The sequence below is a fragment of the Sphingobium sp. LF-16 genome, assembly GCF_003711185.1.
In the GTDB taxonomy this organism is placed as follows: domain Bacteria; phylum Pseudomonadota; class Alphaproteobacteria; order Sphingomonadales; family Sphingomonadaceae; genus Sphingobium; species Sphingobium yanoikuyae_A.
The window spans coordinates 936,221-956,805 of record NZ_CP029335.1; the positions used below are offsets into that span (position 1 = coordinate 936,221).

Consider the following 20,585-nt stretch of genomic DNA (forward strand, 5'->3'; position numbering starts at 1 on the left):
GGAATGGATCAGAACCCAGCCGGGAACAAATGATTGCCGGCGTCGTCGAGGCGCAGGATCACCTTGCCGGCGACCGCGCTGATCGGCAGGTCGCCATAGAGATGGGGGAAGAGCGCGCCGCCGCGCGACACTTCCCATTTGATCGCCTCGCCAAAGGGGGCGAGGTCGATCATCAGCATGACCAGCCGATCCTGTCCCGCGAAATGCTTGGCCGCCGTTTCGGCCGCCTGATCGCGCGTGGACATGTGGATATAGCCGTCCTGCAGGTCGATCGGCGCGCCCTTGAACACGCCGTCGGCCTTGAACTGGTCATATTGCTCGGCGGTCAGGATCTTGTAGGCGAAGAGCTCGCTCACGCTTCGCCGCCCTCGCTGCCGGTTTCCGGGGCGGCTTCAGGTGCGCCCTCGACGGAGCCTTCTACCGCTGCCTCGGCATTGTCATCTTCGCCGTCCTCGATCCGGGCGGTGGAAACGACATGCTCGTCCTTGGCGACGTTGAACAGGCGCACGCCGGCCGAGTTGCGGCCGATCACGCGCATCGACGACAGGCCCATGCGGATCAGCTTGGCCTGATCGGTCACGAGCATCAGATGATCCTCATGCGCGACCGGGAAGCTGCCGACGACCAGGCCGTTGCGGGCGATATTGTCGATATTGGTGATGCCCTGGCCGCCGCGACCGGTGCGGCGATAATCATAGGCCGAGCTGATCTTGCCATAGCCATTGGCACAGACAGTCAGGATGAACTGTTCCGCTTCGGCAAAAGCGGCCATGCGTTCGGCGCTGTTGATTGCCGGGGTCGCCTCATTCTCCTTCCACGGGGCGGCGCGCAGATAGTCGTCGCGTTCCTCCGTGGTCGCGTCGAAGCCCTTGAGGATCGAGAGCGAGATGACTTCGTCGCCGTCCTTGAGCGTCATGCCGCGCACGCCGGTCGAGGTGCGGCTCTGGAATTCGCGCACGTCGGTGGCGGCGAAGCGGATCGCGCGGCCCTGGCGGGTGGCGAGCAGCACGTCATCCTCTTCGGTCAGGAGGGCGACGCCGATCAGGCGATCGTCGCTGCCTTCGTCAAAGCGCATCGCGAGCTTGCCGTTGCTGGGAACATTGGCGAAGGCGTCCATGCTGTTGCGGCGCACGGTGCCGTTCGCGGTGGCGAACATGACGTGCAGTTCCTTCCAGCTTTCCTCGTCCTCTGGGAGCGGCAGCACGGTCTGGATGGTTTCGCCCGGTGCCAGCGGCAGCAGGTTGATCATCGGCCGGCCACGGGTGGCGGGGCCGCCCTCGGGCAGGCGCCAGACCTTGAGGCGATAGACCTTGCCGGCGGTCGAGAAGAACAGCACCGGCGTGTGCGTCGAGGTGACGAACAATTCGGTGACGGCGTCCTCATCCTTGGTCGCCATGCCCGAACGGCCCTTGCCGCCACGGCCCTGGGCCCGGAAGCTCTCCAGCGGGGTGCGCTTGATATAGCCCTGCACGGTGACGGTGACGACCATCTCCTCGCGCTCGATCAGATCCTCGTCATCGATGCCGTCGGCGGCAGGGGCGATGACCGACACGCGCGGCGTGGCGAATTCGCTCTCGATCGCCTCGAACTCTTCGCGCATCACGGCGTAGAGCTTCACCCGGTCACCCAGGATGGCGAGATATTCGGCGATCGCTTCGGCCAGTTCGGCCAGTTCCTTGCCGATTTCGTCGCGGCCGAGCGCGGTCAGGCGATGGAGGCGCAGGTCGAGGATGGCGCGGACCTGCACGTCGCTGAGCTTGTAGCTCTCGCCGCTGACTTCGGTTTCGATGGCCTCGACCAGGGCGAGATAGGGCGCGATCTCGCCGATCGGCCATTCGCGCGCCAGCAGCGATTCGCGGGCGGCGGCCGGGCTGGCCGAACCGCGGATGATCTTCACCACCTCGTCGAGGTTGGTGACCGCGACGACCAGGCCGAGCAAGATATGGGCGCGGTCGCGCGCCTTGTTCAGCTCGAACTTGGTGCGGCGGGTGATGACCTCTTCGCGGAACTTGACGAAGGCTTCGATGATCTCGCGCAGGCCCAGCAGTTCCGGGCGGCCGCCACGGATCGCCAGCATGTTGGCGGGGAAGCTCGACTGGGCGGGGGTGTTGCGCCACAGCTGGTTGAGGACGACGTCCGGGGTGGCGTCGCGCTTCAGGTCCATGACGATGCGCACGCCTTCGCGGCTCGATTCGTCGCGAATGTCGCTGATGCCCTCGATCCGCTTGTCCTTGGCGGCTTCGGCGATCTTTTCGACCAGGCCGCTCTTGCCGACCTGATAGGGGATGGAGGTAAGGACGATCGAGCGACGGTCGCCGCGGCCTTCCTCCACCTCGTGCCGGGCGCGCATCAGGATCGAGCCGCGACCGGTATGATAGGCGTTGCGGGCGCCCGACTGGCCCAGGATCAGCGGCGCGGTCGGGAAATCGGGACCGGGGACGATCTGGATCAACTCGTCGGTCGAGATTGCCGGGTTTTCGATATAGGCAAGGCAGGCGCGCAGCACTTCGCCCAGATTATGCGGGGGGATGTTGGTCGCCATGCCGACGGCGATGCCGCCCGCGCCGTTGACCAGCAGGTTGGGGAAGCGGGCGGGCAATACCTGCGGCTCGCTTTCCGACGCGTCATAATTGGGGGTGAAGTCGACGGTGTCCTTGTCGAGATCTTCCAGCAGCGCGGTCGCGACCTTGGCTAGGCGCGCTTCGGTGTAACGCATGGCAGCTGGCGGATCGGGATCCATCGAACCGAAGTTTCCCTGACCATCGATCAGCGGCACGCGCATTGACCAGTCCTGGGTCATGCGGGCCAATGCGTCGTAGATCGAGCTGTCGCCATGGGGGTGATATTTACCCATGACTTCACCGACCAGACGGGCCGACTTGCGATAGGGGCGGTTGTAGACGAAGCCCGATTCCTGGGCCGAGAAGAGAATGCGGCGATGCACCGGCTTCAGGCCGTCGCGCACGTCCGGCAGGGCGCGGGAGACGATCACGGACATGGCATAGTCGAGATAGCTCGACTTCATCTCATCAACGATGCTGATGGGGCTGATGTCCGAAGGGTCGGCGAGGACGGTCTCGTCGGTCAAGGCGATTCTCTTTTTGGATGGGTGTGATGCGTTCCCACTGCACTAGCCGAGCGAAACAAATCTGTCACCCCTCGCGCGCGCCCGCGCGCCCGCATGTGCAGCCAAGGCGGTGATTGGCGGGCGCGAAGAAAAGCGGAACGAAGCGGCAGCATGACAGTTGCAAAATGCGCGGATATAGGCTTGTTCAAAGCCCGTTCACGCGCCGACCCCTAATCGGCGTTCAACCCGGATGTCGCCTGTGGTCCCCCTGTCAGGCGCGAAAAGGAGATGAGGATCATGCGTTTTGTTACCCCGCTGTCGCTCGCGCTGGCTCTGGCGCTGACCGGCGGCGCCGTTTCGGCTCCCGCCTCCGCCGCGAAGAAGGAAGAAAAGCCGGCCGGCCGCAAGCTGAACGTGTCGCCCGAAGTGCTCAAGTCGCTCCAGGCGGCCCAGAAGGCGTCCGATGCCCAGGATTTCGCCGGTGCCAAGACGGCGCTGACCGAGGCTGACGGCAAGGCGGCGTCGAACGACGACAAGTACCAGATCGGCGCGATCAAGCTGAACACCGGCATCCAGAGCAAGGATGACGCGCTGAAGATGGAAGGCCTCAACCAGATGCTCGACAGCGGCCTGACGCCGCCCGAGCAGACCGGCCAGTTCAACATGGTGGCGGCCGATGCGGCTCTCGCCCAGAAGAATTACGACGTCGCGATTTCGCGTGGCCAGGCGGCGCTGGCTGCTGGCTACAAGGCCGAGCAGGTCAACCCGACCATCGCCCAGGCCTATTTCGGCAAGGCCGGCACCGGCAATGCCTCGGCCGAGCCGGCGCGTGGCTTCAACCAGCAGGGCCTCGCTGCGCTGAAGGCGGCGGCGGACGCGACCAAGGCGTCGGGCCAGCCCGTGCCGGCACAATGGTATCAGATCGGCGTCAGCCGTGCGGCTGCCGCGCGCCTGCCGGAAGTCACCGATTGGGCCAAGTGGGCCTATGCCGCCAATCCGAGCGGTGAAAATCTGCGCACGCTGATCCGCCTGTTCCAGCAGGCGAACCCGAACATCACCAACCGCGAAAATCTGGACGTGCTGCGCCTGATGTCGGCGGCCAAGGGTCTGGTGGTCGCTGCCGACTTCACCGAACTGGCCGAAATGGCGTCGAAGACGGGCATTTATGGCGAGGTCAAGTCGACGATCGACGCCGGCCGCGCCAAGGGCGTGCTGAACGCCAGCCAGGCGGGCGACATCTATCAGGCCGCCGTGGGTCGCATTCCGGGCGACAAGTCGTCGCTGGGTGCCGCCGAAGCGGATGCCGGCAAGGCTGCCAACGGCAAGGTCGCGGCTGCGACCGGCGACGCCTATCTGGGCTATGGCGACTATGCCAAGGCGGCGGCGATGTTCGAACTGGCCAAGCAGAAGGGTGGCGTCGACGCCGACGAGATCAACACCCGCCTGGGCATTGCCAAGACCATGGGTGGCGACAATGCCGGCGCCAAGTCGGCGTTCGAGGCAGTCCAGGGCGGTGCGCGCAAGCAGATCGCCGATCTGTGGCTGACCTATCTGGGCACCAAGGCCTGAATCTAGTATAAGGCGCGCAGATCGTCGCTGGTTCGGCGGTCTGTGCGCCTATATTTTTTTGAATGACCGGCCGGGGGCCGGGATATTGCAGTGGGGGAGGCCTTTCATGGCCAAGCGGAATCCTGTTTTTCTGACTATCGGACTGCCGGTCGTGCTGGCCGGCGCCATGCTGGCGACGCCGGCTGCGGCCAAGAAGAAGATCGTGGTGGCAGGTCCGCCGATCGAGATGTCCGACGCCTTCCGCGCCGATGTGCAGGCCGCCGAAACCGCGATCAAGGCGCGTGACGCGTCGACCGCCAATCTGCGCATCGCCGCGCTCAATCCGACCACCGACATGGAAGCCTATGCCGCGGCCGGCCTGCGCTTCGAGGTGGCGGTGCTGCGCCGGGACATCCAGGCCCAGCGGATCGCGCTGACCGACATGTTCAAGACCAGTTCGGTGCCGAAGGCGGACGCGCCGCGCCTGCGCTTCATCGCCGGCTATCTGTCCTACATGGTCGCGAACTATACCGATGCGGTGGCGCAGCTCGATTATGCCAAGACGCTGGGCTATTCGGGCATCGACGCCACCATGCTGCGCGCCGATATCGCGATGCGCAAGAACAAGTCCAAGGAAGCCCGCGCCTATGTGCAGGAGGCGCTGGCGCAGCAGAAGGCATCGGGTCAGCCGATTCCGGCCGCCTGGTATGACCGCGCCATCTCCATGGCCTATCAGGCCAATGACTGGGATGAGGTGAGCAGCCTCTATCGCGAGCGGCTGGAAGTCTATCCGTCGACCCCCGAATGGCGTTCGGCGCTGACCAACTATCTGGCCGGCCAGGAAAGCGACCCGCAGGTCCAGCTGGACCTCTATCGCCTGCAGGCCGCCAATGGCGCCATGGCTAGCGAGCGCGATTACCAGACCTATGCCCAGCTGGCCGAGAAGACCGGCAATTTTGCCGAAGCCAAGGCGATCATCGAGGCGGGCCGTTCGGCCGGCAAGCTGACGACCAGCCAGGCGACCACGGCGCAGCTGCTGAAGGCGGTGACGCCCAAGGCGACCAAGGATATCGCCGCCATGCCCGCGCTGGCGAAGAAGGCTGCGGCGGCAAGCGATGGCAAGGCGGCGCTGAATGCGGCCGACGGCTATTTCTCGCTTGGTCAATATCCGCAGGCGGTGGAGCAGTATCGGCTGGCGTTGAGCAAGGGCGGGGTCGATCAGGGCCATGCCAATGCGCGCCTGGGCATCGCGCTGGCCCGTTCGGGCGATCTGGCCGGTGGCAAGACCGCGCTGGCCCAGGTGACCAGCGGCAACTGGAGCAATGTCGCCGGCTTCTGGTCGGTCTGGGTCGATCTGCAGAATCGCAAGTCGGCGCAGCAGGGTGCGGCCCAGACGGCCAGCTGATCGCAGCGTGACGTGACAGGAAAAAGGGCCGGTCCCCCGTGGGGCCGGCCCTTTTTCGTTGCGTCTGCGTGCCGGCTGTCGCGGGCTGACCGGATCAGACCGGCAGCGGGACGCCGGGCAAATTCTTCGACGTACGGATCGTCAGCGACGTCTTGACGCTCACCACATTGGGCGCCGGCGTCAGCTTCGACGTCAGGAATTGCTGGAAACTCTGCAGGTCGCGCGCGACCACCTTCAGGATGAAGTCGATCTCGCCGTTCAGCATATGGCATTCGCGCACTTCGGGCAGGGCATCGACATGGTCCTGGAATGCCTTCAGATCGGCCTCGGCCTGGCTCTTGAGGCTGACCATCGCGAACACGGTGATGGTGTAGCCGAGCATCGCCGGATCGACCACGGCATGATAGGCTGTGATGGCGCCGGCTTCCTCCAGCGCGCGGACGCGGCGCAGGCACGGCGGGGCCGTCAGCCCGACCTTCCGCGCCAGATCCACATTGGTCATCCTGCCATTATCCTGCAATTCGCCCAGGATCTGCAGGTCGATGTCATCGATATTGGGCCCCGCCATCAGATTGATTATTTCCTTACCTGTTACTGCGGGCGCATCATAATAATATTTCAGCGCAATGCAATTGTCCCACTATGCGACGCTCATATTGTGCGTCGAAAACACGCTTTCGCTTTGGGTAAGGACTGCTTATCGGTTAGGATGTAACGAACAGCGATGCGGGCATGCCGCCTGTTACCGCTTGAATATGGGGACTTTGGTTGCGCTTCAACGACATCATGCAAACCGTGCTGGCTGCCGACGATCGCAGCGGCGTGGGCGCGGTGACGCTGTGGCGGCAATGTGTCGACCTGCTGGCGCAGCATGATCGTTATGATCGCCCCCCCATGGACGCACCCGATCGCGAGGCTCTGCTCGGTCGATTGGCCCAGTTGCGGCCGCAACTGTCTGAAATGCAGCGAATCGCGACCGTCGTAGAACTGGGCGGCCGGCTGCGTTCGGCCAGCCTGATCCGCTTCTTTGCCGGTGACCGTCCGGCGATCGCCGGCGCGGCGATGGCACGCGCACGCCTGTCCGATCCGCTGTGGGCTGCACTGCTGCCGCACCTCAGCCCCACGGCGCGCGGTGTGCTGCGCGGCCGTCGCGACATCGGCCCCGAAACGCGGCAGGGGCTCGAAGCGTTTGGCCCGACCGACCTGGTGCTGACCAGCGGCACGAGCGTCCGTGAGACCGACATGCTGCTGACCGCGGACATGGCGCTCGCGCCTGAGCCCGTCGTCGAGCCGGAAGTTGCGCCGCAGCCGGTGGCCGAACCCGGCCCCGACCAGATCCGCAACCTGGTCGACCGCATTGCGCGCTTCACCAGCACCCGGCGTCCGCCCGAAGAGGCGCCGCCGCAGGACATCATCGTCGCGCCGGTGACGCAGCCCGCGCTGCGCGCCGAACAGCCGCATTTCTTTGCGTTCGAGACGGATTCGACCGGCGTGCTGGTCTGGGTGGACCAGGGGCCGCGTGCCGCGCTGGTCGGCCTGTCGCTCGGCGAAATCGCGCTGGAAGGGGCGAGCGGTCCCGATGGCCATGTCGCCGGCGCGTTCCAGCGTCGCAGCGGTTTCCAGAATGGCCGTTTCACCATCATCGGCGGGATGATGGCAGGCGAATGGCGCCTGTCGGCAACCCCCTTCTTCGATCCGCGGTCCGGTCGGTTCCAGGGCTATCGCGGCCAGGCACGGCGCCCCTATTTGCACGAAGTGGCGACGACGCCGTCGGGACCGGTGACGATTGCCGGCCTGTCGGCGGATTCGCTGCGCCAGCTGGTGCATGAACTGCGCACGCCGCTGAACGCGATCCTGGGCTTTGCCGAGATTATCGAACAGGAATTGTTCGGCCCGGCCGGCGTCGAATATCGCGAGATGGCCGGCAATATCGCGGTCGATGCGCGCCATCTGCTGGCGGCGTTCGACGATCTGGATCTGGCGGCGAAGGTGTCGCGGGGCGATGGCATCGGTGCGCCGCAGACGATCGATCCGGCATTGCTGGTGATGCAGGTCGCTGCCCGTTTCCGCGATCAGGATGGTCGGGCGGTGACGCCTATCGACATCGTCGTGTCGCAGGATCTGCCACAGATCAGCATCGATCCGGTGCAGGGCGAGCGCATGGTGCAGCATCTGCTGCGCACGCTGATTTCGGTCGCGCCCGAGGGCGAGGCGGTGACCGGGGCCTGCTGGTTCCAGCCCGATGGCGCGTCGGGCAAGGTGGTGCTGGCGATCGATCGCCCGTCGACGCTGAGCGGCATGGACGAGGCGCATCTGCTCGATCCGGGCTATACGCCGGAGGGCGACTGGGCCGACGGACCGTTGCTGGGGCTGGGCTTCTCGCTGCGTCTGATCCGCAGCCTGGCGGCCGGCTGCGGCGGCAGTCTGGATGTCGGCCCGGACCGTTTCCTGCTGCGCATCCCGGTCGACGGGATGGAAGAGGATGTCGTTGGCAATGGCTGATTTTCGGGCTGGTCGGGCGCGGGCTTGACCGGAACGAAACCCTATCGCAACCATTGCGGGATAGGGAAGGGCGATGCAATCAGCTCATCATCATGACGGCAATCTGCTTCGGGCGCCGCTGCCCGAGGATATGATTGCGCTTCCGGCCGCGTTCGGCACTCGTTTCATGCTGTTCGTCGATACCGAGGAGGAATTCGACTGGAACGCCCCCTTCCGCCGGGAAGGCCATGGCGTGACGGCGCTGGCCGGCATGGCGCGCGGTCAGGCCTATTTTGCGGCGGCCGGGGTCAAGCCCGTCTATGTGACCGACTATCCGGTGGTGGACAGCGATGCGGCCGCCGGAATGATGGGGGCGTGGGTGGCAGCGGGCGAGGCCGATGTCGGCGCGCATCTCCACCCCTGGGTCAATCCGCCCCATGTGGAGGATGTGAATGCCGCCAATTCCTATGTCGGTTCGCTGCCCGAGGCGGTGGAGGCAGCCAAGCTGGAGGCGCTGTGCCGGCGGATCGAGGATCGCTTCGGTCAGCGGCCGATCGCCTATCGGGCGGGGCGCTATGGCGTCGGCCCCAACAGTGCGCGGCTGCTGGAGGCGGCAGGCTTTCGCCTCGATACATCGGTGCGCAGTCGGTTCGATTACAGCCATCAGCATGGCCCCGATTTCCATGGCCTGCCGCAAAATCCCTATTGGGCGGGGCCGACCCGCAGCCTGGTCGAATTGCCGCTATCGACCGCGATCACCGGCCTGTTGCGGGGCGGCGGCGAGGGGCTTTATCGCGCGACCCAGGCGATGGGGCCGCTGGCCGGTGCGCTGGCGCGGGCGCGGATGCTCTCGCGCGTGCCGCTGACGCCCGAAGGCATCACCGCAGCCGAAGCGACTGCGGCGATCGATGCGCTGATCGAGGAAGGCGTGCGCGTTCTCAATTTCAGTTTCCATTCGCCCACACTGGAGCCGGGCCACACGCCCTATGTCCGTGACGAGTCCGATCGCACCGCCTTTTACGGCTGGTGGGATAGGGTGCTGAGCCATCTGGCGCGGCGCGGCGTGGCGGCGGTCAGCCTGGGTCAGTTACTGGATGCCATTCCGGCGCGCGGGAAGGCTTGCCAAGCCGCCTGATGCTCCTTATCGCCGCGTTCAAGGTGGGGCCTGTAGCTCAATGGTTAGAGCTGGCCGCTCATAACGGCTAGGTTGCGGGTTCGAGTCCTGCCGGGCCCACCAACTCTCGATTTCATGATGATCATATGATATCGTAAATCTCCTTTAATCAGAGGTTTACGATCCGATCTTCATCCAGAATGTAGCAAGACGTTTCAGGGCATCTCGCGAATCTGGGGGTATCGGTGGGGGTATCGAAACCACATTTGGGGGTATCGATGACTCTGACTTTTGCCATGGCCCGCAATGCGGCCGCGACCGGGGAAAAACTACAAGCTAGCCGATGAAAAGGGCCTATTCCTTTACGTTACGAAGGCTGGTGCGAAATCCTGGCGATTCAAATACCGATTCGGTGAAAAGGAAAAGCTGCTCACCTTCGGCCTGTTTCCCGAAGTCGGCCTCGCCGAGGCGCGTGACCGACAATCGCAGGCGCGTGCGATGCTACGTGATGGTCTGGATCCGGCAGTCGAACTTGAGCGCCGCCGGCTGATGGCGCTTGCTGCTGCCGATGCCACATTTCAGGCTAAGACGGAGGAATGGCTCGATGACAAGCGGCCCCTATGGTCGGCGGCCAATGCCTTCAGGGTCCGGTCGAGGCTCGAGAAGGACATTTTTCCTGTTTTTGGACATTTGCCGGTCAGCCAGTTGAGCAGTGAGCTTGTGCTGCTTGCCCTCAGGCGGATCGAACAGCGCGGCGCGATTGAAACCGCCAAGCGCGTTCGCGGTTATGTGCTTGGCGTGCTCAAGCGCGCCCGGGCGGAAGGTCTCGTCTCTACCGAGCTTGTCGTGAGCGTCGAAATCATCCGCGATGCGCTGCGGCCTTCTCCGCCCGGTATAAAGCAGCCGGCCCTTACGCGAGTGCCTCAACTGATAGAGTTCCAGCGGCGTGTCGACCTGTCTACCGGCAGCGCGCAGACCCGGCTTGCGTCGCGTCTACTGGCGCTCAGCGCCGTTCGAGTCGGGGTCTTGCGAACCGCTCGTTGGGAAGAGATTGAGGGTATCGACTGGAGCGACCCGGATCGCCCTTGTCCCGCGGCACTGTGGCGTATTCCTGCAGCCCGGATGAAACTGGCTGTGGAGGATAAGGCTAATCCGATTTTTGGCCATGACGTCCCGCTCTCCCGGCAGGCAGTCGCAACGCTTCACGCTATTCGTGCGCTAACCGGTCAGTTCGCCCTTCTCTTCCCAAGCAGCAGGACATGGCGGGAGCCGATGAGTGATGCTGCGATCAGCACCCTGTATAAGCGACTATGGGGTGGCGTTTATAAGGGACGCATGGTCCCGCATGGTTGGCGTTCTGCATTCTCGACTGTGATGAACGAGAGAGCCGCAGAACTGGAGCGTGACGGGGATCGAATGATCATTGATCTTGTCCTTGCCCATGTCCCCAAAGGCACATCGGCATCGGAGTGGGCGTATAATAGGGCCCGCTATTTCAAACCCCGCCGGGAAATGCTGCAAAGCTGGGCGGACCTGATCATGGACGGCCTCCAGCACCCCAACGCTATTATCGGGCTCGACACCAGCGTAGCTGGCCCGGAACGATCTGCTTCGAACGTGTTGCAATTCCGGCGTTAACCGATCTGATCAGACGCTTTTGACAGAAGGCTTGTCGCGATTTGCTGGCTCTGCGCCATCGCGCCCGAATTTTCACACTCTAGCCTAGCGCCGGAGACGAAACTCGACAATTTCGAAAGCCCAGATCGTCGTCAATGACGAGTGCGGAAAGGTCACCATCGATGATGAGGACGGAGCCTGGCGCTTCATAACGCCGACCCAGTGAGGAGGGCTGGGACTGCAGGATGAGCCTGCGTGCTCCAATCGGAACCACCACATGGTCCTTGCCGAGTGCAGCCTGGAAGCTGCGGCCACGATCGCACCGGAAGGACATTCGCTCATTCTGGGAGGCATGAGCGGTCAATGGCGCTGCAGCGATGAAGATGGCCATTGCGGCCACGCAGGATTTGAAGAGTGACGCTGTCAAAGATCGATCCATGCACATGTCAACATTCGCATTTTCGCAGCGTTCCGAAAAATTACAGCGGCGCTGCAAAAGAGCCGAAGAGCATGGCTGGGAGACGGTGCGGGAACCGCGCTAGGCCCCAGCTGTTCGATAAGCTGGCCGGTGCGCAAGACCCGCGCGCAGGTCCGATTTTTCGGCGAGAGGGCGTGTTCATGGGCGAAATTGACAAGGTTGAACATAATGAAGGCGAAAGCCGTTACGAATTGAATGTCGATGGTCAGGTCGCGATTGCGGACTACAAGCGACGTGATGGGGCTTTGCTATTCACTCACACGCAGGTGCCGGCCGCGCTAGAAGGGCAGGGTATTGGCTCCAAGCTTATTGGCGGTGCTCTACAGGATGCCCGGTCGAAAGGACTCAAGGTCGTACCCTTGTGCGCATTCGTCGCTGCTTATTTAGAGCGTCATCCTGAAGAGCAGGATTTGCTGGCGGTTGACGCCCCGGGCTGAGGGAGCGAACGCACGCCCGATCGCAACCGCGCCACCGGCTCGCACGAGCCAGATTCCCGCGCTAGCCCGTCAGTCGGTCGGGATGCCGCTGCAAAGCGCTGTTGAAGGAAACTTGGTACGCCGATGGTCACGGCCACTGGTCACCAATGTCGAGACGATTTGCGTCTCTCTGTTCTAGCGGCAGGCGATTTCCTGCTGCGCCGTCAGGCTCCTGCCGGCATTCCCGCATCCTGATCGGGCGGAAGAGCTATAGGCGTTGCGGCGCAGATTGTGCGCAGCGCCTGTTTTAAACCCTCTTCCACAGTAGGATGATAGAAAGGCATGTTCAGCAACTGCGTGGCGGTGTGGCCACCCTGAACAGCCCAGGCCAGCATATGCGCGAGATGCTCTCCTGCCGGCGCGACAAGGTCGGCGCCTATAAGCCTGCCATCTGTTGCCGCGGCGTACAGCGTAAGAACGCCACGATTTTGTCCATCAACGCGGGCACGCCCCTGGTCAGAGAAATCCGCAGTTCCCGTGACCGCGCCGTCTTCCTCAGCCTTGCCTATCCTCGCAAGCACCGGCTCGGTGAATGTGATAGCGAAGGGGGGATTGCGATCTACCGGGATTGGCGCGGGAAACGCCGCGGCGTTGCGCCCGGCGATGGCGCCGTCGTGTGAGGCTTCGTGAAGTAGCGGCAAGTCCCCCGCTGCGTCGCCTGCAAGGAAAACTGCGCTTTCCCCGCAGCGCATCGTTGCTCGATCATGCCTGGGAACCCCATTGTCATCCAGTTCGAGCTTCACGCTTTCGAGTTGGAGGCCATCAAGCTGAGGCTTTCGTCCCACAGCTACCAGCACCTTGTCGAAGAAGGCCTCGCCTTCACTCGAGCCAGTCCAGCTCAGCTTTGCCCCATCCTCATCCCGGTGTGGGGTCACATCGACGCCAAGGCGCACCGTCATCTTGTCGTCAAGAATTGCACGCAATTGCGCATGGACCTTTGCGCAACGTATTTTTGCCATGCGCTCGCCCTTGTCGAACAGCGTGACCTCGACACCAAGCTGTGCAAATGCCTGGGCCAGCTCAAGTCCGATGGCGCCCGAACCGATCACCGCGAGGCGTTCTGGCAGATCATCTAGTTCGAATATGGTGTCGCTCGTAAGCGCGGCATCACCTAACACCGAGAATTGCGTCGGCAATATGGGTGCAGAGCCAGTCGCAATGACGATTGTGCGTGCTTCAACCACGCGTCCGTCATCGAGCTGGAGGCGACCAGCTCCAATAAAACTGGCGCGAGCGCGGACGGCAACTCGCTCAGGTAGGTCTTGGATAGACTCGCGCGTCAGGCGAGCAAACCTGTCTCGTTCCGTACGTACGCGCCGCAGTACAGCGGGCCCATCGATCTTGATGCCTTCTACCACAAGGCCAAAAAGCTTCGCACGCCTGATGCCCTCGGCTTCCCGGCTTGCGGCGATAAGCAATTTGGAGGGCATGCAACCAACCTGTGCGCAGGTCGTCCCGCCAAATTCAGGGTCGATGAGCAGCGTCGAGGCTCCATTCTTGCGGGCGGCACGCTCCGCTGCAAGACCCGCTGTGCCACCGCCGATCACTGCCACGTCGCAGCAAAGCGTGGTCGTCATGCGCCGCGTCCAGCAATCTTGATCGACTTGACGTTGACAAACTCCTTGAGCCCCTCGGGCCCATGCTCGCGACCATAGCCCGACATCTTGACGCCGCCGAACGGCAGATCCGGCGAGGCAACATCGAAACTGTTGATGAATATCATTCCGGTATCGAAATATTTTGCGGCCAGTTCGCGCGCGCGATCTACGTCGCGGCTGAAGATACCGCCACCAAGCCCGTAGCGGCTGTCATTTGCAATTCGCATCGCATCCTCGTCATCCTTGGCGCGGATAATCGAGGCCACTGGCCCGAATAGTTCATCATCATAGGCGGGCTGGCCCGGCGCAACATCGACGAGAACTGTAGCAGGATAGAACCAGCCAGTACGCTCAGGCACTTCTCCGCCGACCAGAAGGCGGGCGCCCTTTTCCACGCTGTCTTCCACCTGTTGATGCAGCTTGTCGCGCTGTGCCTTGCTAACCAGTGGCCCGAGCTTTGTCGCCTCTTCCCTGGGATCCCCCATTTGGATGGCTCGGAACTTCTCGACATATGCGTCGACAAAAGCATCGTGATTTTGTTCGGTGACGATGAACCGCTTGGCGTTAACGCAGGTCTGACCATTATTGTAGATGCGGCCCGCCACGCAGGTTTCTACAGCGAGATCAATGTCGGCATCGTCGAGAACAAGGTAAGCGTCGTTGGATCCAAGTTCCAGCACGGTCTTTTTGACGAGCGCGCCAGCTTTGGCTGCAACTGACTTGCCGGCGCGATCGCTTCCGGTCAGGGTGACGGCGCGAACCAGATCATTCTCGATCACCTTGTCGGACTGTTCGTGGGAAATGATCAGAACCGTAAAAAGGCCTTTGGGAAGCCCAGCGCGCTCATACAGATCACGCAGGAACAATCCGCTGCCGGTGCAACTATCCGCATGTTTGAGGAGCACGCCATTGCCCGCCATCAGGCTCGCAATCGAGTAACGCACCGCCTGATAGGCCGGGAAATTCCAAGGCTGAATACCATAGACGACGCCGATCGGCGCATGGGTGACATAGGCAGTGGCTCCGTCTGCCGAACGCTCCTCGTCGGCCAGAACGTTCGGACCATTTGCCGCCGTATAGTCGCAAATGGCTGCGACCAGATCGACCTCGCTTCGGCTGTCGCCGATCAGCTTACCCACTTCCTGCGTCATCAGAGCCGAAAACTCTTCCTTTGCGTCGCGCAGGGCCTGTCCGATCGCAGCAATAATCGCGGCGCGATCTTCCAGGCTGCGCAAACGCCATTCAAGGAATGAATTGTGACAAGCGGAGATGGCACGAGCCATCTCATCATCGGACATATAGTCGTAGGTGGCGATCAACTCTTCTGTCAGTGGATTTATGGTACGGGCGGTATTGGCGCTCATGGGGCATGTCCTTGCAATGAAGTGAGGTCGTGCGGCGTTCAGCCGTAGCGCGTGCGATGTTGTTGGAGCGTCGACCAGATGCCTGCGAGAGCTGCAGTGACCTCAGTTCGCCAACCATCGGTCGGCAGATGGCGCACGGCCGAATGGGCAGCGCATACATAGGGAGCTCCGTACCACCTCTCTGCCAACTCTTGTGCCCACGCGATGAACGCGTCGGCAGCGCCAGGGCGGTGTTGCAATGCCTTTCCCAGCATTGGATGAAAATGCAGCCGTGACTGGGGGAATATGCGGCCGAGCGCACCCGGTGCTGCCAGGACCATCAGCGTGTCATCGACATGAACGATGCCGCTTTGGCGATGTCGTACGAGGACAGAGGCAGCATGGACGCGTTTGTCGTTTGTCACCAGATCGAGGCCGGCTGGGATGGAGAATTCGAGATCATTGAACTGAGCCTGCGTTTCAGCATCTTCAATCACAGCCTGTTCCCAAGGTAGTTCAGGCGCCTTCTCATGATGCCGGCGCGTGCCGAACAGCCGGGCATGCGGCGCGAGATCATGGGCTGCAGCGCAATGAAGCGTGTGAAATGGGTGGACGTTGATGATCGTGTCAATCGCCGCGCCGTTATCGGTCAGGCCCAGAACTTTCTCTCGATCGGATCCTGCAACGCTGTAGCTGTCGATCAGAATGAAGCTTCCGTCGCGCTTGCGCACGAGCGAGGTTTGCGTGCCGATGTCGAATATCTTGGCGATCTTGAAAGAGCCACGGATGTTCCAGAAATTCTCGTGAAGCTGCTGCATCTATAATGGGATCCACGGGAGAAAACGCGAGCGTCTGTCTCGCAATGCCGTCATAAAACGCGGCAATTATGTTGGTTCCAGTGGACGTCGATTGGAGCAGACCAAGCGACTTTAGAACGGGTTAGGCGTCTAACGGGCAACCTTGTCCAGTTGTTCGAAAGTTAAGTGCCCAGCTCACCTGTCGACGGCGCCGGGGAAAGGAAAGTGATAGCCCGTGCATCCTGCGCATGCATCCTAAAGGTAGGGAGGCAGACGCAGGCAATCGAATATAGACATGTGATTATCGCCGATGGGGCATACATGCATGCGGCTCCGCGCGCTCCAACCCACTGCTTCGCCAACAAGACTTAAGGGGGCCAAAAGAAGCTGCCCGCCTATCAGACTGGGTAGGTCACACCGTCATGTCGAGGAGATGACACAACAATCCTAGCTGCACCTTTAGTCCGAATTTATCGCATCAACCCAACGATCGCCGCAAACAGAACACCGCAAAGAATGCCAAGCGCCAATGCAGCATCAAACTCGAAGACAGATTGGGCGCGCGTAGGTGACTCGGTGTCAGGGCGATTCAACGTTCAAGGCTCCAGTCGTTGGTTGGCGGAGGAAACGAACCCTGTCCCAGATTGGTTGCGCAAAATATTCCGAGCGGGATGGGGCTACCGTTGAGTGTACGCGAATGTCGTAGCGTCTCCTGGGCAAATGCGTCGGCAAAGGACGGACGCCGCTGTACTCGCCGGGCGTCACGGAGGGGGGCTGGGATGGTCGAACGGGTGTTTGAGCCTCTGTTTTCGAGAGTAGCTTCAAGATGACGATGAATGGTTAGGATTGTCGTTGGGAGATTCTTTCTACCAATGACGGATCCGGCCGGTATCGACATGAACGAAATTGCTTTCGGGATAATAGCCTACACCACCTGCGCGCAGCGAGAGGGCTGCTTTGTGGAGATTGGCGAGGCGCACATTCTTGAGCCTTATGTCGACGGCTTTGCCAAGCATATGCTGGCTCTTGGATGCGACGCCGGACGAGCTGCGGTGCAGCCTGCCATTTGTCTTTGGCGAACGGTAACCCGATATCAGTGTAAAATGGGCGCGTTTGTCTGCGCCGGTCGCTGCCTGGAGGTGGACGAGCGTGTCGAGGAGGCTCGTATCCATCCTGATCGTCTCGCCCGTCCGCCAGTCACGCATGAAGTGATTAAGCTCGGCGATGCCATCCCTGCGGAAGCGTCCGCCGGAAAAATAGCAGACATCGATATGCTCCGAATTATGCAGGTTGCGAAAGGCGAGCCGTCGTTCCGGAATGGATGCCCATGAAGCTTCAGGAAATAGCTGCGCCATACCGCAGGCTGCGGCGCCGAACAGCACCGACCGTCGATCGAATATCATAAATGTCGTTGGTCCCGAACATGTTTCAGGGAGATAAAGGCCGCTCGCAAGCGTTGCCTATGTCCCTGTCATATAAGGTGTTTCTGGCGACGTGAAAAGATCGGTTCCATGGCAATTTCGGATTTTGGCCTCGGTTGGTCTCATTTTTGCAGCTTCAGCGCAGGCATCCACGCCTGCCAGAGACCAAACGGGCGCTCCAGCCCATTTCCCGGCAGGCATCGATCCGGCCATTTTTCAGGCCCAGGTCCAGCTTGATCGAGCGGGCTTTGCGCCGGGCATCATCGATGGAAGAAAAGGCCGCTTTTTCGTGATGGCCCTCAAAGGATTTCAGGAAGCGCGCGGGCTGGAGCAAAGCGGCGTGCTTGATGCCGCAAGCCGCAAGGCATTGGCGGGAGAGAGGGCGCCAACGCTCATTCGCATGGTCCTGAAAGCGGAAGCACTCGAGGCCTCTTTTACGCCAGACATCCCCTCAAGGATCGTCGATCAGGCGACGCTCCCATTTCTTGGCTATCGCAACCTGGTGGAGAAGCTCTCTGAGCGTTTCCATACAAGCAGCGACATCCTCATTCGGCTCAATCCGGGTCTCAAAGCCCCCAGAGCCGGGATGGAATTGCTGTTGCCCGGACTCCTACCATCTGATCGAACCTATGAGCCGGGCCTGCCGGCAAGATGGCGGGATGTTCTGGCGGATCTCAATATTAGCGCGAGCCAGCCGCGCGCAGCCAAAATCGTCGTCAGTAAATCGCAGAGCGTGCTCAGAGTCTACGACGCACAGGACCGGCTAATTGCTCAGTTCCCGGCGACGACAGGCAGCGATCACGATCCGCTGCCGCTGGGGAAATGGATGATCCGGACCATCGCCTTCATGCCCACCTATCATTACAACCCCGATCTCTTCTGGGACGCAGACAGTAGTGACCAGAAGGCGCAGCTCAGTGAGGGGCCGAATAACCCTGTGGGGGTCGTTTGGATCGATCTCAACAAACCGCATTACGGCATTCACGGAACTCCCGAACCAACCCTCATCGGCCGTTCGCAAAGTCATGGCTGCATTCGCCTGAGCAATTGGGACGCTGCCCGTCTCGCCCAGATGCTGCGTGCCGATACTCCGGCTGAATTTGTTGCGTGACCGGCGTCGTCGAGTTCTTGGCGCTCGATCAGTAGCATGACAGCGCGCCTGCGCCGGAGCCGCGACCGAGGTCACGCGTTGTAGGAAAGAGATTGTGAGGAGAAATGCGTGCCTAAATCCCTTGTCGCCCTTCCGATGGTCGCCATCGCCCTGACCCTGGCGGCCTGCAGCAGCCAGTCGGGCAGCGGAAACCGGGCCGACACGGCGTCGGCGCAGCGGCAAGCGCAGTGGAACGAGGACGCAATCCATGATCTCAAGCAGGCCATTGACAGTCGCGCCGCGCATGGCCTCGACCATCTATCCTTCGGCGTTGAAGGAGAGCCAACAACAAGCGCCGGTCAGGATGCGCTTACCCAAAGTGCTTTGCGCTATGCCAGGGCATTGGCTGGCGGCGCGAGCGATCCAAAAAAGCTCTATGAGGTCTACACCCTCGGCACCTTCAGGCCGGATCTCCAACGCGGGCTGAAAGACGCGCTGGCATCGGGCAAGCTGCGCGGCTGGCTCGATGGCCTTGCGCCGCAGGAGGAAGACTATCGCAATCTTTCCAGGGCCTATCTGGCGCTTGGGAAGGAGCGAAGCGGTGCCGCAAAACCCATCCCCGACGCAGGAAAGCCGATCGATCCTGGAACATCCGACAGTCGCATGCCCGCGATCGAACGGCAGCTGGTGGCGTCGGGCTATCTGGATCGGGCTGGCAATGCCGGCATTCGCTACGCCGAGCCGCTAGTGCGCGCCGTCAAGCATATGCAGGTCGATTATGGCATCAAGCCCGACGGCGTGATCGGCGAAAAGGCCCTTGAAATCCTCAACCTGTCGGATGCCGATCGGGCGCGGGAAATCGCCGTTGCCATGGAGAGGATGCGGTGGCTCGACCGGGCGCCGCCCGGAACGCGGATCGACGTCAACCTCGCCGCCGCGCGCCTCACTTATTGGCGCGACGGGAAGATTGCCGATACGCGCAAGGCGGTGGTGGGCGAACCTGACACCGAAACGCCCCAGCTGGGATCGCCCATCTATCGGCTGGTCGCCAATCCGACCTGGACGGTTCCTCGGTCGATCCAGAACAAGGAGATCGCAGGCAAGGGCGCTGGCTACATGAAGCGCAACAACATGGTTTGGAAGGATGGCTGGATCGTCCAGCAGCCAGGTCCGAAAAACTCGCTGGGGCTGGTCAAGTTCGACATGAAGAACGACCATGAAATTTATCTTCACGATACGCCGGCCAAGCAGTTGTTCTCAGAGGTTCAGCGCCAGCGCAGCCATGGCTGCATCCGGGTCGAGGATGCGGTGGGTTTTGCCGAGAAGATCGCCCGGGACGAAGGCATTCTGGATCAATGGAACAAGGTGCGCGCGACGGGCAAGGAAGGCTTTGTCGAACTGCCGCGGGAAATCCCGGTTCGCCTGCTTTATTCAACAATATTGTTCGACAATAAAGGGGCGCCGGTGATCCGGGCAGACCCTTATGGTTGGAATGAGCGAGTGGCAAAGGCGCTTGGCTTTGGCCAGCGTAAGGGTTCCCGCCTTCGGGCCGGCGGCGATGATGTCGGGCCCTGATGAGCGCGTGATGAGCTGGCGGGGACATCGCTACGAGTGCGGAAGAGCCTATGTAGGCCGTCAGAATTCAGGATCAAAAAAATCCCCACTATGTAAAGTGGGGACATATTTAAAAAATATTATCTCCGTTTCATTACGAATATCGCAAAAGATATCCATCTGAAATTCGTAGCATGGATCTGGCTCTATTTTTCGCCATTATCCTTGACGCCGACGGTCGGAACTTCGATTTGTTCCTTCTTGGTGCCGACCACGACTTCCTTGGAATCTACATCAACCTTCGGGAGTTCGCCGCCCTTGACGCTGACTTCCGGCATATCCCCTCCCTTTACGTCCGCAGACCAGAAGCCGGTCGCGAACAGGATGCCCGCGATCACTAGGGCGGCTATCACAAGAATTGCGATGGTGCGTCCCGGCCCCTTCTTTTCGATCACCACATGATCATTATACCTGTTGTCAACCATCCCGTCCTCCTAAATGTTGGTAGCATTGGGAACGAGGTCGGACAGAATCTGTTCCGATTGAGAAATATTCTTAATTGGAAACATGAAAACTTGCGACCCGTATTGGCAGAC

General features: G+C 61.6%; 16 protein-coding genes and 1 tRNA gene. 9 read left to right on the plus strand and 8 right to left on the minus strand.

Annotated elements, in window-relative coordinates; genetic code table 11:
* Window positions 1-8: 8 nt before the first annotated feature.
* Together DIZ22_RS04555 and gyrA are read right to left on the minus strand one after the other, a co-directional pair.
* Window positions 9-356: a DUF952 domain-containing protein gene (locus DIZ22_RS04555; RefSeq protein WP_010336100.1), complete on the minus strand. Its 348-nt coding sequence runs from the start codon at window positions 354-356 to the stop codon at window positions 9-11.
* Window positions 353-3,088: a DNA gyrase subunit A gene (gene gyrA, locus DIZ22_RS04560; protein WP_048938441.1), complete on the minus strand. Its 2,736-nt coding sequence runs from the start codon at window positions 3,086-3,088 to the stop codon at window positions 353-355. Before gyrA ends, DIZ22_RS04555 begins: the two co-directional genes overlap by 4 nt.
* A 276-nt stretch (window positions 3,089-3,364) precedes the next feature.
* On the opposite strand from gyrA, the gene DIZ22_RS04565 reads away from it, so the two are divergent.
* Window positions 3,365-4,636, plus strand: a complete 1,272-nt coding sequence (locus tag DIZ22_RS04565; RefSeq protein ID WP_004207650.1) for a hypothetical protein — start codon at window positions 3,365-3,367, stop codon at window positions 4,634-4,636.
* Window positions 4,637-4,742: 106 nt separating this feature from the next.
* Window positions 4,743-6,020 carry a hypothetical protein gene (locus DIZ22_RS04570; RefSeq protein ID WP_048938442.1) on the plus strand — a complete coding sequence of 426 codons (1,278 nt, stop codon included), beginning with the start codon at window positions 4,743-4,745 and terminating at the stop codon, window positions 6,018-6,020.
* A 94-nt stretch (window positions 6,021-6,114) separates the two neighbouring features.
* On the opposite strand, the gene DIZ22_RS04575 is transcribed toward DIZ22_RS04570, so the two are convergent.
* Window positions 6,115-6,588 (minus strand): Lrp/AsnC family transcriptional regulator, encoded by a 474-nt coding sequence (locus DIZ22_RS04575; protein ID WP_004207648.1) that lies wholly within the window; start codon window positions 6,586-6,588, stop codon window positions 6,115-6,117.
* A gap of 200 nt (window positions 6,589-6,788) precedes the next feature.
* On the opposite strand from DIZ22_RS04575, the gene DIZ22_RS04580 reads away from it, so the two are divergent.
* From DIZ22_RS04580 to DIZ22_RS04600, 5 genes are all read left to right on the plus strand, one after another.
* A complete protein-coding gene (locus tag DIZ22_RS04580; RefSeq protein WP_048938443.1) occupies window positions 6,789-8,522 on the plus strand; it encodes a HAMP domain-containing sensor histidine kinase in 1,734 nt (577 codons plus the stop codon).
* A 73-nt stretch (window positions 8,523-8,595) separates the two neighbouring features.
* Window positions 8,596-9,636: a polysaccharide deacetylase family protein gene (locus DIZ22_RS04585; RefSeq protein WP_048938444.1), complete on the plus strand. Its 1,041-nt coding sequence runs from the start codon at window positions 8,596-8,598 to the stop codon at window positions 9,634-9,636.
* A gap of 26 nt (window positions 9,637-9,662) precedes the next feature.
* Window positions 9,663-9,738: transfer RNA gene (locus DIZ22_RS04590), tRNA-Ile, on the plus strand.
* 183 nt (window positions 9,739-9,921) lie between these two features.
* On the plus strand, window positions 9,922-11,253 hold the full coding sequence (locus DIZ22_RS04595) for an integrase arm-type DNA-binding domain-containing protein (RefSeq protein WP_240626800.1): 1,332 nt from the start codon (window positions 9,922-9,924) through the stop codon (window positions 11,251-11,253).
* Window positions 11,254-11,850: 597 nt separating this feature from the next.
* Complete coding sequence (locus DIZ22_RS04600) at window positions 11,851-12,147, plus strand: GNAT family N-acetyltransferase (RefSeq protein ID WP_122928751.1); 297 nt, start codon at window positions 11,851-11,853, stop codon at window positions 12,145-12,147.
* A 203-nt stretch (window positions 12,148-12,350) separates the two neighbouring features.
* Here DIZ22_RS04600 and DIZ22_RS04605 read toward each other — a convergent pair whose 3' ends face one another.
* The 4 genes from DIZ22_RS04605 to DIZ22_RS04620 form a co-directional block, all read right to left on the minus strand.
* A complete protein-coding gene (locus DIZ22_RS04605; RefSeq protein WP_122927970.1) occupies window positions 12,351-13,763 on the minus strand; it encodes a dihydrolipoyl dehydrogenase in 1,413 nt (470 codons plus the stop codon).
* On the minus strand, window positions 13,760-15,148 hold the full coding sequence (locus tag DIZ22_RS04610) for an NAD-dependent succinate-semialdehyde dehydrogenase (protein WP_122927971.1): 1,389 nt from the start codon (window positions 15,146-15,148) through the stop codon (window positions 13,760-13,762). The genes DIZ22_RS04605 and DIZ22_RS04610 overlap by 4 nt, the downstream gene beginning before the upstream one ends.
* A 38-nt stretch (window positions 15,149-15,186) precedes the next feature.
* Window positions 15,187-15,945, minus strand: coding sequence for a hypothetical protein (locus DIZ22_RS04615; RefSeq protein WP_122927972.1), 759 nt, complete (start codon window positions 15,943-15,945; stop codon window positions 15,187-15,189).
* Window positions 15,946-16,790: 845 nt separating this feature from the next.
* Entirely contained in the window at window positions 16,791-17,327 is a 537-nt protein-coding gene (locus DIZ22_RS04620) for a DUF882 domain-containing protein (RefSeq protein WP_048939658.1), read from the minus strand.
* A 91-nt stretch (window positions 17,328-17,418) separates the two neighbouring features.
* Here DIZ22_RS04620 and DIZ22_RS04625 point away from each other — a divergent pair, with 91 nt between their 5' ends.
* Entirely contained in the window at window positions 17,419-18,456 is a 1,038-nt protein-coding gene (locus tag DIZ22_RS04625; RefSeq protein ID WP_312219343.1) for a L,D-transpeptidase family protein, read from the plus strand.
* A gap of 108 nt (window positions 18,457-18,564) precedes the next feature.
* Complete coding sequence (locus DIZ22_RS04630; RefSeq protein WP_164488863.1) at window positions 18,565-20,010, plus strand: L,D-transpeptidase family protein; 1,446 nt, start codon at window positions 18,565-18,567, stop codon at window positions 20,008-20,010.
* 185 nt (window positions 20,011-20,195) lie between these two features.
* Here DIZ22_RS04630 and DIZ22_RS04635 read toward each other — a convergent pair whose 3' ends face one another.
* The gene (locus DIZ22_RS04635) at window positions 20,196-20,474 is read right to left on the minus strand and encodes a hypothetical protein (protein ID WP_048939478.1); all 279 of its coding nucleotides are present in this window, start codon (window positions 20,472-20,474) and stop codon (window positions 20,196-20,198) included.
* Window positions 20,475-20,585: the final 111 nt, after the last annotated feature.

Bases quoted from the DNA above. Each gene is read 5' to 3' on its own strand.
- DIZ22_RS04565 (WP_004207650.1), top strand. From the start codon at position 3,365: ATGCGTTTTGTTACCCCGCTGTCGCTCGCGCTGGCTCTGGCGCTGACC.
- DIZ22_RS04570 (WP_048938442.1), top strand. From the start codon at position 4,743: ATGGCCAAGCGGAATCCTGTTTTTCTGACTATCGGACTGCCGGTCGTG.
- DIZ22_RS04575 (WP_004207648.1), bottom strand. From the start codon at position 6,588: ATGGCGGGGCCCAATATCGATGACATCGACCTGCAGATCCTGGGCGAA.
- DIZ22_RS04585 (WP_048938444.1), top strand. From the start codon at position 8,596: ATGCAATCAGCTCATCATCATGACGGCAATCTGCTTCGGGCGCCGCTG.
- DIZ22_RS04595 (WP_240626800.1), top strand. From the start codon at position 9,922: ATGCGGCCGCGACCGGGGAAAAACTACAAGCTAGCCGATGAAAAGGGC.
- DIZ22_RS04600 (WP_122928751.1), top strand. From the start codon at position 11,851: ATGGGCGAAATTGACAAGGTTGAACATAATGAAGGCGAAAGCCGTTAC.
- DIZ22_RS04605 (WP_122927970.1), bottom strand. From the start codon at position 13,763: ATGACGACCACGCTTTGCTGCGACGTGGCAGTGATCGGCGGTGGCACA.
- DIZ22_RS04610 (WP_122927971.1), bottom strand. From the start codon at position 15,148: ATGAGCGCCAATACCGCCCGTACCATAAATCCACTGACAGAAGAGTTG.
- DIZ22_RS04615 (WP_122927972.1), bottom strand. From the start codon at position 15,945: ATGCAGCAGCTTCACGAGAATTTCTGGAACATCCGTGGCTCTTTCAAG.
- DIZ22_RS04620 (WP_048939658.1), bottom strand. From the start codon at position 17,327: ATGATATTCGATCGACGGTCGGTGCTGTTCGGCGCCGCAGCCTGCGGT.
- DIZ22_RS04635 (WP_048939478.1), bottom strand. From the start codon at position 20,474: ATGGTTGACAACAGGTATAATGATCATGTGGTGATCGAAAAGAAGGGG.